The 16,128-nt window shown below is 41.5% G+C and carries 13 protein-coding genes and 1 pseudogene; 7 read left to right on the top strand and 7 right to left on the bottom strand.

Annotated features, from left to right (window positions below; translation table 11 throughout):
* Nucleotides 1-46: 46 nt before the first annotated feature.
* The 4 genes from EXT48_RS08820 (at nt 47) to EXT48_RS08805 (ending at nt 3,118) form a co-directional block, all read left to right on the top strand.
* Nucleotides 47-463 carry a MerR family transcriptional regulator gene (locus tag EXT48_RS08820; RefSeq protein WP_130164235.1) on the top strand — a complete coding sequence of 139 codons (417 nt, stop codon included), beginning with the start codon at nt 47-49 and terminating at the stop codon, nt 461-463.
* Between the two features lie 393 nt (nt 464-856).
* Entirely contained in the window at nt 857-1,210 is a 354-nt protein-coding gene (locus EXT48_RS08815; RefSeq protein WP_130164234.1) for a hypothetical protein, read from the top strand.
* On the top strand, nt 1,203-2,234 hold the full coding sequence (locus EXT48_RS08810) for a trypsin-like peptidase domain-containing protein (protein WP_130164233.1): 1,032 nt from the start codon (nt 1,203-1,205) through the stop codon (nt 2,232-2,234). The genes EXT48_RS08815 and EXT48_RS08810 overlap by 8 nt, the downstream gene beginning before the upstream one ends.
* Complete coding sequence (locus EXT48_RS08805; RefSeq protein WP_130164232.1) at nt 2,231-3,118, top strand: hypothetical protein; 888 nt, start codon at nt 2,231-2,233, stop codon at nt 3,116-3,118. The genes EXT48_RS08810 and EXT48_RS08805 overlap by 4 nt, the downstream gene beginning before the upstream one ends.
* A gap of 482 nt (nt 3,119-3,600) precedes the next feature.
* Here the strand turns inward: EXT48_RS08805 and EXT48_RS08800 are convergent.
* Together EXT48_RS08800 and EXT48_RS08795 are read right to left on the bottom strand one after the other, a co-directional pair.
* A pseudogene (locus tag EXT48_RS08800) lies at nt 3,601-4,607 on the bottom strand (IS110 family transposase); the annotation flags it as partial.
* Between the two features lie 278 nt (nt 4,608-4,885).
* Nucleotides 4,886-5,857, bottom strand: a complete 972-nt coding sequence (locus EXT48_RS08795) for a transposase (protein WP_130164231.1) — start codon at nt 5,855-5,857, stop codon at nt 4,886-4,888.
* Nucleotides 5,858-5,985: 128 nt separating this feature from the next.
* On the opposite strand from EXT48_RS08795, the gene EXT48_RS08790 reads away from it, so the two are divergent.
* On the top strand, nt 5,986-6,450 hold the full coding sequence (locus tag EXT48_RS08790) for a nuclear transport factor 2 family protein (protein ID WP_130164230.1): 465 nt from the start codon (nt 5,986-5,988) through the stop codon (nt 6,448-6,450).
* A 156-nt stretch (nt 6,451-6,606) separates the two neighbouring features.
* On the opposite strand, the gene EXT48_RS08785 is transcribed toward EXT48_RS08790, so the two are convergent.
* The 3 genes from EXT48_RS08785 to EXT48_RS08775 all read right to left on the bottom strand — a co-directional run bounded on the left by EXT48_RS08785 (nt 6,607) and on the right by EXT48_RS08775 (nt 10,300).
* Entirely contained in the window at nt 6,607-7,500 is an 894-nt protein-coding gene (locus tag EXT48_RS08785) for an ABC transporter ATP-binding protein (RefSeq protein ID WP_130164229.1), read from the bottom strand.
* A complete protein-coding gene (locus EXT48_RS08780; RefSeq protein ID WP_039497625.1) occupies nt 7,497-8,303 on the bottom strand; it encodes an ABC transporter permease subunit in 807 nt (268 codons plus the stop codon). Before EXT48_RS08780 ends, EXT48_RS08785 begins: the two co-directional genes overlap by 4 nt.
* A 176-nt stretch (nt 8,304-8,479) precedes the next feature.
* Nucleotides 8,480-10,300: a M2 family metallopeptidase gene (locus tag EXT48_RS08775; protein ID WP_039497626.1), complete on the bottom strand. Its 1,821-nt coding sequence runs from the start codon at nt 10,298-10,300 to the stop codon at nt 8,480-8,482.
* Nucleotides 10,301-10,662: 362 nt separating this feature from the next.
* Between EXT48_RS08775 and EXT48_RS08770 the strand changes: the two genes are divergently transcribed.
* A complete protein-coding gene (locus EXT48_RS08770) occupies nt 10,663-12,933 on the top strand; it encodes an acyl-CoA dehydrogenase (protein ID WP_130164228.1) in 2,271 nt (756 codons plus the stop codon).
* A gap of 74 nt (nt 12,934-13,007) precedes the next feature.
* Here EXT48_RS08770 and EXT48_RS08765 read toward each other — a convergent pair whose 3' ends face one another.
* Nucleotides 13,008-13,457: a hypothetical protein gene (locus tag EXT48_RS08765; protein WP_039497631.1), complete on the bottom strand. Its 450-nt coding sequence runs from the start codon at nt 13,455-13,457 to the stop codon at nt 13,008-13,010.
* A 116-nt stretch (nt 13,458-13,573) separates the two neighbouring features.
* Here EXT48_RS08765 and EXT48_RS08760 point away from each other — a divergent pair, with 116 nt between their 5' ends.
* Nucleotides 13,574-14,560: a WD40 repeat domain-containing protein gene (locus EXT48_RS08760; RefSeq protein ID WP_130164227.1), complete on the top strand. Its 987-nt coding sequence runs from the start codon at nt 13,574-13,576 to the stop codon at nt 14,558-14,560.
* 62 nt (nt 14,561-14,622) lie between these two features.
* Here EXT48_RS08760 and astB read toward each other — a convergent pair whose 3' ends face one another.
* Entirely contained in the window at nt 14,623-15,963 is a 1,341-nt protein-coding gene (astB, locus tag EXT48_RS08755) for an N-succinylarginine dihydrolase (RefSeq protein WP_130164226.1), read from the bottom strand.
* Between the last annotated feature and the right edge of the window lie 165 nt (nt 15,964-16,128).

The following is a 16,128-nucleotide window of genomic DNA, read 5'->3' as shown; positions in this document are numbered from 1 at the left end:
TTTTTCATTTAAGGTAGCAGACTGAGTGCAGTAGGAACTTGAGTTTATGAAAATTGGTGAATTATCAAAAATAACAGGCTTGGCGACGTCGAAAATTCGATTCTATGAGGATATTGGCCTACTTAAATTAGTTAAGCGCGCTGCCAATGGTTATAGGACGTATCCTCCTGAAGCTGAAACTGTATTGCATTTAATTTCAAATGGTCAAAAAGCAGGCTTTAGTTTAGATGAGCTGAGTAAATTACTTCCGAGTGATCTAAGTGACTGGAAACATGATCAGTTACTTAACGCTTTACGTCAAAAACTTGCTGATATTGAACTGATGGAGAAAAAGCTTGCAGACAACAAACGACAATTAAACTCCATCCTTAATGACATAGAAGCCAAACCGCGTGACATGGCGTGTGCCGACAATGCCAAGCGAGTGATATCACAAATAGGGATGGGTAAAGGTAGGAGGTAGATGCAAAAAAATGCAGTAAACTTGCCAAAGCGGAGATTATTTTTTGTAATGTTTGTCAACTGAGTAGTATCAAGATCAGCGCGATATCTGAAAGCAATCAAATCAATGAAATCTATCATTATTTGTATCTATACTGGAAAAGTGAGATTAAAAAGTATGGAAGCACTTAAAGAATACGTGGATAGTGATAATGTAATTGTTTTTATTTTATTCTTGATTTTTAATTAATTTGGTGCCAATGTTATTTACGCATGGTCAAGGAAGCCCAGTATTCTCCCCACCTTGTTATAAGACAGCTTTATCAAAGCAATGTTGAAGTCGTTTGTAATGTCTGAAATATTTATTGATAATAAAATTAAAATCTGATTATAAAAAACAATTAAGGTTTTTGTTATGGCGATCAATGAAGCGAAAATTGGAACGAAAAATTTTGTTATAGATAGTAGTCTACCTAATTCGAATGTGGTTCTGGATAAAAACTCTGACTCTGATATTCAACCAACAAGTTCGACAATTGGAAAAAAATTAGAAAGCGTTAATGAAGATCTAGTTGAGCTAATGGAAAGTTTAAATAAAGAGTTTCAATATTGTTGGGAAAAAGCTGTTGAATCCGGTCGAAGCCCTGATGAAATGACTGTAGAAGTTGCTTTTGCGTTTGAAAGTGCAATAAATGCTTGGGTACTTTCTGGGAAAGGTTCTGCTGGAGTGAAAGCATCATTTAAATGGGTTAAAGGTCAGCATGGGTAATAAAAAAAATGTAGAAATGCTTGATCGGGTTGTACGTATTATCGATAAAGAAAAGCGTTTTTTAGGTACTGGATTGCTATTAAATGAGAATGGGTGGGTTCTAACTTGTGGTCATTTATTTAAAGACTTAAGTATTCAAGATGGAATATCTTTGAATAAAAAACTTGATTTGGAGATTCAAACTTTCGATAACAATGTTTATGAGTGTGACTATTTAGAAGAAAAATTTTATGACGCACAAAACCTATTTGATTACGCCATAATTAAAACCAAGTGTAGTCATAAATGTAAAACAAAGTTAAACGTAAGAAGGAAAATTGAAGAAAACACTAAAGCGCACATGCATGGTTTCAGTGGAAATGCAGACTTCCTCTTACGTATCAACGGAACTATAATCGGACCTACATACTCTTATAGCACATGTTCAGACCTTCCTGCATTGCAGCTCCAGTGGGATAGCAACGGCACATATAGTGGTTTTAGCGGTTCCCCTATTCTTGTAAAAGATTCAAGACTGGGCTTATTTCTTGCGGGAGTTCAAAACAGCGAATTAAATAAATTAGATATGCAATTTGGTACGCCATTGATAAACATATTAGACCATTCGAGTATTCTAACTGATACGGTTGAAGGGGTTTCGGATATGGAATACCGAAAAGCTGGCTTCAAACTAGAATACCTAGTTGAACTTAATACTTCTGAACCTAGCGAGTCGGATATTAATTTTGAAGGTCTCATGGCTGAAATCAAGCAACATACTCCTAAGTTAGTTGGCCAGATTTCAGAAAAAAAATTGTTAAATCGACTGATTAAAAAGGTTTCTAAGAAAAAACACATCGTTGGTTTTGTTGTTTGTCATCAAAGACCTAATAAGAATACTGTTAGGAGAAGCTTAGCAAAGCACTTTGGGCGAAACAAATGGACTCAAAACATGTACGATGTAGTTACAGAAGAAGAGCTGGTGCAACTAAGGAAATATTTAGAATATGTTCAAGTTTTACTTTTTAAGGGCATAGAAAAATGAGTTATTGTGCAGCGATAGAACTTTTCGGAGCAATCGAAAATGGACGGTTTGATTCTGACCTGTTTTACAATATGTGCAATAGACTTGCTCTAACTTTGGATTCAATTCCACCTGATAATGTCACTTGGTTTGTTGATATATATACAGTGTATGCTGAATCCACAGATGAAGAATCACTCTTTCAGTGGGTATCAAAGCTTTGCGCATATAATACTAAAGATAATCAAGAAGATATAGAATCACCATGGATCTATAAAGGTATTATTTTAGATGGAAAACTTGGGGTAAAAAAGACGAAAAATGGTCTTGTTGCTTCACACCAATTCGGAGCTTTCGCTGAACTTAAAGCATACTTGAATAAGTTTCAAAGCATTGGAGTAAAAGTAGGTTATGTTCCTACTTCAGAGAATGCTAGGAAGTTTATGTTTACGAATGTTTTTTGGACTGGTCATAAAGATGTTCCCTACGGTCTTTTTACAGATGTAAAGCCGGTCTTGGCCGAAAATATGGAGCTAGAGTGCATTTCTAAACTTGCCACATTAGCAACAAATACAGCGCGCTACTCAAGAACATGGGCACGACATTATATTTCTGCAATAACCAGAATACTGATAAATTCAAACGACATTGAATTAGATAAGGTTATTGAAATTCTATCAAAATCTAGGTCTGTTGACGGAATCGAACTTGCGGGACTAGTTTTGATTAATCATGTTTACAGAGAGCAAATTACTGATTCTAATCTCTCTAATGCTATGCTCTCTTTTCCTCGGCTAGGAAAGTTATGTACATTATTAGAGGATAAACACGCATTTCCCGTAGGTATTGTTGAGAAAGGCTCTATAAAACAATATTTAAATTTATTAAGAAATGGCAGTCGATAAAAGTGAGATAGTAGACGATAGCGACTTTAGCTGAAGAAATATGCCCATAGAATCATTGATGACATATATGGACGCTCTGCTGCTGTCAAGTAATACTCATCCAACATGATTGTTTTAACAGCCTTGTTGCTTCTTTTATTTATCTCTCATTTACTATTTGTATGTATTGATAAACAGTCACTTTGAGTCATCCTAAATAAGGTGCTGCTCTGACATATATTCGGGCTTAACTGACTTTCAGCGCCCCTAATGAGTTTCGAACCTAGCCACCCAAAAAGCAGAATACACCCACGCGGCATTGAATGCCTTGCCTATAACGGGTTTAACTAGGTAGGTTTGACCTTTTGTTCATCGTTATATTTACAGCAATGAGAATATGGCTATCAAGGGCTCATAAACACCCACTCGGGCTCTAGGCCCTTGTCACGACCGAGCTCCTTGATAGCCATAATTTGAGTCCATGATTGCGCCTCACTTTGTGTATATTGCGCTTTATAAGGTTCATTTCTTTGTAGCAATATCCACATTAAGCGAGCCAATCGGTGGGCCGTGGCCACCACCGCTTTATTTTTACCGCGACGTTCTACCAATGCGTTGATCCATTTGTTTAAATCATCCTGCTTTTTGTGCGCATGATTGACCACTGTACGGGCACCATGAATGAGTTGTTTTCTTAGATAACGATCACCTCGTTTGGTGATCCCTCCCATCTTATTGGTTTCACCCGAAGCATATTGACGTGGTGTGATCCCAGGCCACACAGCCAACTCCTTTTTATTAGAAAATGCTTGCCCTTTATCTATTGTGGCACTCAATGCCGATGCGTTGATAATCCCAATTCCGGGGATGGATTGGATAATTTGAGCAGCTTGGCTTTGTTCATTAAACTGCTTAAATTGTGCCTCTACATTTTTAATATTAGCGTCTAACTTTTGCATTTCTTCATAAACGTCTCTGAGGAGTAGATTTAAAGCTCCATGTAAATTACGGTTGAGCAAATCAGCAATGGTTGCACGAAAAGACTTTAAGCTCTTCTTGATGACGATGCAAAATCAAGTAACAAACCACATGTTTGGTTGATGCAGGCGGTTCGATTATGTATGAGCCGCTCCCGATAGCGATGTAGTGCTAGGATTGCTTGTTGATGCTCTGTTTTTACAGGAACAAAGCGAATGTTAGGTCGAAGGCTCGCTTCATAAATCGCCATACAATCATTTTTATCGTTTTTATTGCCACGGACAAAAGGGGTAACATGTTGCGCAGGGATAAGCTGAACTTGGTGCCCAGCTTGTAAGCAGTACCGCCCCCAATAATGAGACGTTGAGCATGATCCCATAACAACATTACAAGCAGGTAATTGGGTCAATGTTTGCAAGAGCTTTGCTCTATCTAACCTTCTGGAAAAACATTTATTACCTTGCTTATCAAACGATAAAAGTTGGAATACATTTTTTGCTAGATCAATTGAAAGCGTGCTAACGTTATTCATGATGGACTCTCCTAATAACTGTGTTTGCAACTATCAGTTTGGCGCATTGACGCCGATTTGGGAGCGTCCATCTAATCACCCACCATTATTTGTACCTATGCTGGCAAAGTGAGATTAAAAAGTACGGAAACACTTAAACGAGGATGGACAAAAGCGTTTTTAGATAGGATGACCTTTGGCGGGTAAGCGTATCTCTACACTAAAACCGGGTTATCGCGCACGACAACGCGCTGTAAATACAACGGTAAGAAATTCTAGCGTTGAGAATGTGAGTTTTGCTAAGCCAACAAGCGCTCGCAGTTTGTTAGGTTTGTCCGTCGTCGTTTTTGCAGTGTTTCGCAGTAAGCGGTTATTGTTCGCTCTCGGCCAACCGCGCCGTGAAATACCCGTGAAAATTGCGTAGTGAGTTTTATCCAGTTCTCAGGCTCTATATTGAGTCGAGTGAGTATGGGTTGTGCTTCGTTAATATAGCCTCGCTTGTCGGCGCGAATACATTGGCCTGTGAGTTCAACCAATTCAATATAGGATTTGAGTTCAAAAGGCAGGCCTTTAGGCATGTGTTTTCGTGGGCTGCCAGCAAAGCGTAGGAGACTTTTTGGTTGTTTGCCCAGCTTAGCGTGGTCGATGCGTTTTTTGATGCTGGTGTAGTCTGAGGTTTCAGGCGTTGCTGCGATTTTGGCTCTAATGGGGTTTAGGTCTACGTAAGCGAGGCAGGCAGTCAGCGCTGCTTCATCCAGTAATGCTTGGGATTTGAATCGTCCTTCCCAAAACCGGCCTGTACAATTATCTTCTTTATTTGCTCTACGGGCGATGTCTTCGTTAAGCACTCGCATAAACCAGCTAATATCTGCAAGTCTTTCTCTGTACTTATCAACCAGCTCATCGAGTATCAATTGCTCCGAATCATTCAGTGGCTCATCTTCAATAAACTTTTGGCTTATCCAATTACCTTTAAATAACTTGTGCCACCGTATCAAAATCGCTTTATCCGACAGACGCTTAGCCTTTATATCATCAACATATAAAACAATGTGAGTGTGATTACTCATCACGGCGTAAGCACAAACATCAATACAAAACACAGACCCCAACATCAATAGCTTTTCTCCAACCCAATCCCGGCGGTGTTCATATGATTTTCCAGTAAATCTATCTTCACCGCACAGAAAGGCGCGTCTTACGCAACGGGAGATACAGTGGTAGTATTTGGTGTCGGTTAAACTGATTTGCTTTTTACGGGCAGTAGCCATAGTTTGGTTTCCTCAATCCTTTGAGTGCAGAATTAAAGCTTAGGCGGTATCTTAGAAAGGTGCAAATTAGTGGTGGGTGTCAGCGATTTGAGCGATTTGGCTTTAGGTACAGCAGGAAGGAAAGATCCGTGAATAAATTTATATTAGTGTTATTTTGTTTGCTTTTTTCGTTTTCTAGTAGTGCACACGATAATTTCACATCAGAGCAACTAATTGAGAAAGCAAAAGTATTTGTAGCGGCAAAAAATGCGCGTCAACAACCCAATTCAACAATTAAAGAAATAGAAAACTATATCTCATTACTTTCTGATGACTTTATCGATGAGCACGTCAAATTTAAATTTACTTATACAGATAAATCTAAACTCCGAGAAGATATGATTAATAAATTAAAAGATGAAGTCATCCATAGTTCAATAGAAATAAATGAGGTAATGGTTGGCGCTAATGTCGTCATTGTGAAAATGACCGAATCAGGCAAAGTAAAACCTGCTCATTTAGATAAAACTATTGAATATAGTAAAACCAATATTGTTTCACTTGAGTTTAATAAAGAGGGCTTAGTTACGCACATTCGTCGACACCACGGGTAATTTATAACCATACAAACGCTTTAACAAATTAGTAGTGGATGTCAGCGATTTGGTCCGATTTGGCTCAAAAAAACGCCCGATGAAGTTCATCGAGCGCTTTAATTTCAAAAAGTGTCAACCCACATGCTAAGACGGGTCAACTAAACTAACCGTGTGCTAGCCGAACAGTTCATCTTCTAGTGTTTTACCGTTAACTAAAGACTTGTAACGCCAGCCCTGTTCACGGCAAAGCCTGAGTACATCAATATCAACCTGTTGGCCGCTACGATACTCAATAAGCAGGGCGCCACTGGCATTTACCGTCACCTCTTCAACGCCTTGTAAGGTCCTCAAAAGCGCTATGTGACTACTGGTGCCAGACTCTTTAAGTTTTACAGTCAGCGTGGCAAGTTCCGCTTCTTGAATGCGGTCAACAGCGGTTAATTTACCATGCTGTAAATGTAATACCTGATCGCACAAATCATCGAGTTCTACTAAATCGTGTGAACTCAAAATAAAGGTCGTTTCAGATTGAAGCCTTTTTACTAAGTTTCTGATCTCACGAGCATTCACGGGATCTAATCCTGCCGTGGCTTCGTCAAGCAGTACAATTTCAGGCTTTGAAAGTAGTGTTTGGGCAATACAGATACGTTTTCGCATGCCATGAGATAACTCATGAGGTTTGGCGTGATAACAGTCTTTGAGGTCGACAAGCTCAAGCACTCTGTGTGTTTCACTCTCGGCCGCTTTCGCATCTAAACCTTGAAGTTGTCCGTATAAACGTAGCTGATTACTGACAGAAAACCTTGGATCAAGCTGAGCATCCTGTGGAAGTGCCGCAAGTCGGCCAAAAAGCGCAGCGCTACCAGGCTTGCAGCCCAAAATTTGAACACTGCCAGCATCGGCATTTAGATATCCGCAAAGAGAGCTAAAAAGGGTGGTTTTACCCGCGCCATTTGGGCCGACAAGTGCAATGGGTGAACCTGCGTTTAGGGTAAACGATACGTTATCTAGTGCGCGCTTTCGTCCATATGCTTTCACTAAATTATTAACTTCAATAATGCAACTCATAGCGCGCGCCTTCTTAATAGTTCACAACTAATTGCAATTAACACGAGGCTATGCAGCACCGGTGTGGCAAAGCGAGTGAGGTTGATATTCTGTGCGATGGTTTCTGAGCCTTGGAATCCAGGAAAAAGATAAAAAAGGTACTCTGCGTAAGCGCTGTACTCAAGTGCAAAAGCGACTAAAGTGGCAAGCGTTAAGTAGGTTAAAATTGCGTAAATCATGCTCATTTTGCTCGAGTTAGCAAAGTGATTTGCAACAGACATCAGGGCAATAAATGGCGCAGTAATAAGCGTTAGCTCTAAAACAATTAATGTTGCTCGAGTAAGGCCTGTGAGCCATAAGCTTGGGTCGCGCACCACCATTAATATCCAAGCACCTACAGCAGAAATTGCTATGAGCAGCAACGTATTGAATACCTGCCCAACAAAGCGACCAACAACAATTTCCGCGCGAGATGTGCGCAGGGTTAGAAATCTCAGTGTGCCGCGAGTTCTATCTTCTACGGTTTGATCTGCACTTGAAAAGATCACAAAAAGAGGAAACAAGAAGATTGACCAAACTAAGTACAGTGCAAGTTCCATTTCAGGCCACTGGGCAATGCGATGCATACCAACGACGCCGGAAAAACTCTGGATCATATTTTTGAAGTTGGGGTCGCTGACAATGGATACCGCTTCTGCAATGGCGTAGCGCAAAATGGCATACCAAACCAAAACAAATGCGGCGATGGCTATCCATCCGCGTTTCGTTGCAAACAAGCGTTGCAATTCAAAGATGGCTATTAGGCCAATTCTTTTTATATTCATAAGGATCCTTGCAGGTGACAACACAGACTTTCACTACTAGAGCGGTAGGTCTGATTTTGATTTGAGCGTATATGATTGGGGCTAAAAAAGGAAGTTACTGAACTGTAACAAAATTAAACCAATAAAAAACGGGCACAATTGAGTGTGCCCGTTTCTGAATCTCTATTTGCTAGCAATTACCAGCCGCAATTACGGCCTTTATTTTGCTCATCTAGGTATTTTTGCAATGGTGCAAAGTAGTCAAGTACTGCTGTTGCATCCATTTCATCTTTACCTGTTAGCGTTTTAAGTGCTTGTTGCCAAGGTTTGCTGCTGCCCATTTCAAGCATGGCATTTAAACGCTCACCAGCTGCTTTCGAGTTGTAAACAGAACAGCGGTGAATGGCTTCTTTGCTGCCAGCAATTTCACAAAGTGATTTGTGGAATTGGAACTGCAAAATATGCGCTAGGAAGTAACGAGTGTAAGGTACATTACCAGGTACGTGGTATTTTGCACCTGGATCAAAGTCATTTTCTGTACGTGAAATTGGTGCTTTAACACCTTGATATTTCTCTCTTAATTCCCACCACGCTTGGTTGTACTCTGCTGGGGAAATCTCACCAGAGAATACTTTCCAGCGCCATTGGTCGACAAGTAGACCAAATGGAATAAATGCAACTTTATCAAGTGCCATCTTCATCAATAGACCGATATCTTTTGACTCATCCGGTACGTTATCCAACAAACCAATTTGCTTTAAGTAGCCGGGTGTTACAGATAGCGCGATGGTGTCGCCGATAGCTTCGTGGAAGCCATCGTTGGCACTTTCTTGGTAATACACAGGCTGCTGATTGTAAGCGCGTTGATAGAAGTTATGGCCTAGTTCATGGTGGATAACTGAGAACTCTTCACCTGTGCGTTGGATACACATTTTGATGCGTAGGTCGTCTTTGGCATCTAAGTTCCAAGCTGATGCATGACATTGTACGTCGCGATCTTGTGGTTTAATAAATAAAGAGCGTTCGTAGAAAGTCTCAGGTAATGGGGCAAAACCCATAGAGGTGAAGAACTTTTCTGCACCTTTTACCATTTTGATTTCGTCGTAATTGTGTTTAGCCAGTAGCGCCGTTACATCATAACCCGGATCTGCGTTTTCTGGCGCGACTAGGTCATAGATATTGCCCCAGCTTTGTGCCCACATATTGCCAAGCAAGTGTGCAGGAATAGGCTGGTCTTGAGGCACTTTATCTTCGCCGTATTTCTCGCCAAGCTTGGCTCTAACATGACAGTGCAGCGAATCATATAGCGGCTTTACTTGATTCCAAGTACGGTCAAGCTCTTTTGCAAAGTCGTCCGCTGGCATGTCGTATTTACTGCGCCACATTGCGCCTGTGTCTGCGTAGCCAAGCTCATTCGCACCTTCGTTGGTAAGTACCACTTGCTTTTCATAGAGTGGACGCATTGGCTTTGACACTTCACGCCAACCTTGCCAGATGTCTAAAAGCTCTTCATAGTCGCGACTATTAGCCATCTTAGCCGTCATGTCGCCAAGGCTTAGGCAAGTGCCATCATCTTTACAGTATTTGCCCTTGCCGTACATACCATCAAGCTCTGCAGTGAGCTTTGCAAGTTCCGCTGTTTTGTCAGCATCTTTTGGTGCAGGTAATGTCAGGTTTAGCTTCAATTTATCAAGCTTACGTCGGGTATCTTCGCTTAACGCCAAGCCATCAAATTGTGCTGCTTGGTTAGCAAGCTCCACGAGCGCAGCGGTGTATTCCTCATTCACGTCTGCAGCAAGTGAAGCGGTGTCGTGAGTAATAAAGTTCGCATAAATCCAAGCTGAGCGGCTAGAGCGGAAGTTAAGGTCAACCAGCTGCTCTGACGCCTTATCTAAAAATGCAACTGCATCGGCTTCTGATAATGCTTTATTTGTAGTTTCAGTGGATTTGCAGGCAGAGAGTGCAAAAGTACTGGCAACGATGAGTGCGCCAACACTTAACTTAAATCTTGGTTTCATAGGGTTCACTTGTTGTTTTAATTAATACACGAGCCGACTTAACACTAGACGGCGTTTTAGTATCTATAGCCAGCTACACTAATTGGGTTAATTGCTACAAATCAGCAAGTAAATTAATCCAATTAGTATTAGTCGTATGAACAACTAATCGTAGTGAGCGCGGCTTTTTCTCGCAGCAAAGCATCATTTTTTGCTGTGGTGGCAAGAATAATAGCAGGACGACTTTAAAACGACAATTTTGCGATGGACAAACAAAGAGATGCGAGCGCAGATAAAAGTTGAGTTAGTGTGATTATTAACCATAATTAAGGCAGTCAATTGTATCAAAAGGCCGTATTTGAAGCCTGCAAAAAGGAGTGCATATGACTTTAGTTTTATTGGTGATATTGGCAATTGTGGTGGTATTTTGTGTCCGTGATATCAGGGTTAAGTTGATCACTAAACCGCTCTTTAATTATTTCAAAACGTCATTACCTGAACTCTCCCAAACCGAGCGAGAAGCGATGGAAGCGGGGAGTATCTGGTGGGATGGGGCGTTGTTTTCTGGTAAGCCGAATTGGCGAAAGTGGTTGAGTAATGATAAGCCAAAGTTGAGCGATGAGGAACAGGCATTTATAGATAACGAATTACATACGCTGCTAAAAATGCTTGATGAAGAAAAAATATCTGAGGCTCAAGACCTGCCTGAAGAAGTTTGGCAATTTTTAAAAGAAAAGGGTTTTTTTGCTTTTATTATTCCAAAGGCTTTTGGTGGTCGGGAATTTAGTGCTCAGGCGAACTCCACCGTCGTTGCAAAAATAGCCAGCCGTAGTTTGTCTACGGCAGTGACCGTGATGGTGCCAAATAGTTTAGGCCCTGCGGAGCTGCTGCTTCATTACGGCACCAATGAACAGCAGAATACTTGGCTGCCAAAGCTTGCCTCGGGTGAGACACTTCCTTGTTTTGCATTGACCTCTCCAGAGGCAGGATCGGATGCGGGTAGCATTCAAGACTTTGCGATTGTGTGTGAGCGAGAATTTGAGGGAGAAAAGCAAATTGGACTTGCGGTAACTTGGCAAAAACGATACATCACGCTGGCGCCCGTCGCTGATGTATTAGGACTTGCGTTTAAGGTTTACGACCCGGATCAATTGCTTTCAAATAAAGTAGAGCTTGGGATCACTTGTGCACTTATACCGACTGCACATAAAGGCGTAAAAACAGGAGATCGACATAACCCGCTGGGGCAAGCCTTTATGAATGGCACAACCAGTGGTGAAGATGTTTTTATTCCAATGGCTTGGGTGATAGGCGAACAAGCAGGTATCGGCAAAGGGTGGCGCATGCTGGTGTCGTGTTTAAGTGCTGGACGGGGGATATCTTTGCCTGCACTGAGCGCGGGAACCGCTCAATTAAGTGCCAGAACGACTTCGGCTTATGCCGGTGTCCGTCGTCAATTTGGTGTACCTATCTCTGCCTTTGAAGGAGTGCAAAGCGCGTTGGCCAGAATTTACGGCTATAGCTATCTCATTGAAGCGGTGAGACAAACTACAGCGTTGGCAATTGATTTAAAGCAAAGCCCTTCGGTAGTTACTGCGATTGCCAAGTATCACCTCACAGAGCATGCAAGGGTGGCATTAAATGATGCGATGGATATTCATGGCGGTAAAGCCATTCAAATGGGGGAAATGAATTATCTTGCCCACAATTACATGGGGATGCCGATTTCTATTACCGTTGAGGGCGCCAATATTTTAACGCGAAGCTTGATGATTTTTGGTCAAGGTGCAACGCGTTGCCATCCTTTTATACTGAAAGAAATGAGTATCGTACAGCAAGAAGATCAATTAATCGCATTGAAAGAGTTTGATGAAGTGCTTTGCAAACACTTGCAGCATACCTCTGTGAATGGGCTTAAGGCGTTTTTTAATGGCTTCACACTTGCACGTTTCGAACGCGCGCCAGTGAGTGGTGATGTGGCGGCGTATTACCGACGGCTAACATGGTTGAGCCAAGCGCTTTCTGTGTATAGTGATATCGCTATGTTAAAGCTTGGCGGTTCACTAAAACGTAGAGAAATGCTCTCTGCAAAATTAGGAGATGTCCTGAGCTTTCTTTATATCGCCTCGTGCGTATTAAAAAAATACGAAGATGATGGCCGTCAGCAAGGGGACTTACCGCTGGTAAAGTTTGCCTTAGATCACTGTCTTAACGAAGCAAGTAAGGCTATTTATGCATTTTGCGATAACTTTACCGCAGCACCTCTGGCATTTTTGTTAAAACGTTTGGCGTTTCCTGTTGGTAAGTGGCTCAAAGCGCCAAGTGATAAATTGGCGGTTCAGGTATGTAGCAATGTTTCCGATCACAACTCGACCCGAGAACGTATCTCGCATCTGTGCGCCGTTGTAAAACACTCTGCTATAGATACGGTTGAGCATGCTTATTTACTGGAAAAGGCACATGCTCCACTAATGGCAAAATATCGTAAGTGGTGTAAACAAAACAGCGTGAAACTGGTGGGTAAGACATTGAATGAAAAACTCAGTATCGCAATGGACGACAAGGTGATTGATGATAAGAGTTCTGAAACCATCTTTTGTATTGAAACGCTGGTTGCAAAAGCGATTGCTGTTGATGCAAGAGCGCCCAACTAGTTTGTTGTGACGGAGTATATTGGCTAATTTGTAAAAAAGCCCCGACAACGGGGCTTTCCAATCTAATTCTTGAGTTAACGTGCAAAGGGGTCGGCTAGTACCTTGTCTACGTACCATTTGCCTTTTTTGCGCACCATACTGACACTACGCATGTCGTCTACTTGCTCACCGTGGAGCTGACCTGTAAAAATTAAATTAATTTTTGCGCTGTCGCCATACTGTTCGCGTAGACTTTGATTGGTCATATCAACTTCTATGGTGACTTCATCGTATTGCATATTCACTAAATTTCTGGCGAATTGCGACGCAGTACCGTAAGAGCGCATGATACGCGCGTGACGGGGAGTGGCGATTTTCATTGCAGCGTCTAAATCTTTTTGATTATAGAGTGCGTCAAAATACATTGTTGCGGCATATCCAGGAGTGTCCTTGTCACCACTGACATTATCCTCTGAGCCGCACGCTGAGAGTAAAATCATTGCGGCTAAGACAACGAAAGTTTGCTTAATAAGTGACTTTGTCATGCTAAAATACATCATATGCAGTCTAAAATTATTCACAATAAGTTAAGTTTGTCTGCTAACGGCCGATATGTAAAGCCAGTAAATGAAATAAATGTATTATGTGCTAAGGGTTTAAGATGTCTCGTTTAATATCACTAGCTTGTTTCGCTTTATTTTTAGTAGGGTGTGGATCGCAGCCTGAAATTAGTAAAGGGGTAACAAGCCAGTTGACGCAAAATGGCATAATACTCGGGCATTTTTCTAAAGATGGAAAGTGGAGCGTAACATTAGACAGTAATGCTGAAATCCATATTTATGACAATGCCAATCAGTCTGTCATATTCTCAGTACCTAAAGACAAAATAAAAACACCAGTTAAAGAAGTTTTATTGTCAGATGATAAGGAAATGCTCATCGTGGCAGGTGAAAACCTTATCTCAATTTGGTCTGTTCCAAAGCAAAAGTTGATAACGAACGTACCTTTTGCTGGGGTGAGTCCACTTGCTTCAATCTCTGCTTTAGCGCTTTCCCATAATAATCAGCGTTTGCTAGTTGCGATGGATGATGGCTCACTCAATATGGCGGATCTATTCACTAAGTTAAACAATCGTTTTATGCCACATACTCGGCCGATAGAGCATTTGGCGTTTGATAATAGTGGCGACTATTTTGTTACAGGCGCGCAAGATGGGTTGGTTGCCCTTTGGCAATTTGCCTCACCAGAACCTTTATATGAGCATCAATTTAGTCATCGTGTTACCAGTTTAACAGTGAGTCATGATGGCAAGCATTTATTCGTCTCAGATGGGTTGAATGCGCAACATGTACTAGACTTTGAGTCTGGAAAACAGCTCAGTGAGCTAAAGTATATGGCCCGTTTTAAGATGTTTAGAAAGGCTAAATTTATTTCTGACTCAGGCTTACTCGCGACATCATCGTCAAAATCTCACCTCTCCATCTGGCGCTATGAGAGCGGGGAAGAATTAGGCACTTGGTCTATTCATACTGAAAGTGAGGGAGCAACGGTAGTCGATATGTATGTCCCAAACCCAGACACCTTAGTAACGCTAAATAGCGACGGTATGCTTGAGACGTGGGCGGTTAATGTACTTGCTAAAAAGTAAGGGAGTGAAATCACTCCCTTAAAACCTCAGATTAATTGTAGTTTGACAAGCAAAGCTTGAAATTAGGCGCGTTGGAAGTCGTAAACGCTACCAAGATCGAGTAATTGCGTGAGTTCATCCAGTGCAGTATAGGACTCTTGCAGTAGGCTCGGATCAGCTAAATCTTGCTCTGTGACTTTATCGCGATAATGTTTATTGACCCACGCGCTTAGTTGAATAAATTTGTCTTCACTCATCATCACTTCTGGATTTACCGCTTTTAGCTCATCTTCATTGAGTGCTACACGTAATCGCAAACATGCAGGTCCACCACCATTTTGCATACTTTGGCGTAAGTCAAAAAAGCGTACTTGCGAAATCGGATTTTTTGCACAGAGCATATATTCGATATACGCGGCAACGTTATCATTCTTCGCACATTCCTCCGGTGCAACCAGCATCATCTCGCCTGATGGCAAGGTGATCAATTGTGAGTTAAATAGGTAGCTTTTTACTGCGTCCTCAACACTCACTGCATGCGTCGGAACTTCTACAATATGTAAAGGTTTTTCGCCGATATACGCTTGTCTAATTTTAGTTAGACTGGTGGTCTGATCGATGAAGGCTTGATCATGGCAAAACAGCACATTCTCATTGCCCACCGCAATGACGTCATTATGGAACACGCCTTGATCAATCACATTTGGATTTTGCTGGATAAAAATTGCTTGCTTATCATCTAATTGATGTAATCTTGCAATCGCTTGGCTTGCTTCTAATGTTTGTCGAGCAGGATATTTAGTAGGACCCTTTATATTGCTGTTAAAGCCACTTGAACCGTACACAAATAATTGTAGACCTTTACTGCCATGGCTATCGGCGAGGCGAGTGTGGTTCGCCGCACCTTCATCGCCAAAAAAAGGCTGCTCAGGCAAATGCGGGTGATGTGCAAAATATTGCGCATTGGCGAACATAGCTCGAAGTAAATTTGTGGTGGTTTCGGGCTCTATTGAACGGTGGAATTTGCAGTTTAAATTGGCACTTGTGAAATGTACTTTACCATCGCTGGAGTCAATAGAAGGCGATACAGTCGCCGCATTTGCTGTCCACATTGCAGAGGCCGAGTAACAAGCTCTAAGCAATATAGGATCGTGTTTATACGCTTTTTCAAGTACCTGTGCATCGGTGCCTGAAAAGCCAACGCGGCGTAGTGGGGTTAAACTCGGGCGTGCATGAGGTGCGAATATCCCTTGTTTTAGGCCGATATCATGCATTGCTTTCATCTTTTCAAGACCTTGCAATGCCGCTTCTTTTGGATTAGAGACGCTGGTAGCGTTAGAAAGTGACGCGACATTACCATAAGATAATCCGGCATAATTATGTGTTGGCCCTACTAAGCCGTCGAAATTGACTTCATAAGTCATGAGTGCGGTTCCTGTTGCAAATAGTTATAGATGACTAGTATGAGGCGGTTTTGCTGGTTTTTAAAGTGACTTAGGTCAAATTTGGCGTTTGTACTTATTTAGCTTTAGCACGCAGTCATAGTAAAATAAACTAATTGGTAATTGGTAATTGGTAATTGGTAATTG

This window comes from Pseudoalteromonas sp. CO348 (assembly GCF_004208845.1).
Classification (GTDB): domain Bacteria; phylum Pseudomonadota; class Gammaproteobacteria; order Enterobacterales; family Alteromonadaceae; genus Pseudoalteromonas; species Pseudoalteromonas maricaloris.
This window is presented reverse-complemented; position numbering and strand designations above follow the sequence as displayed.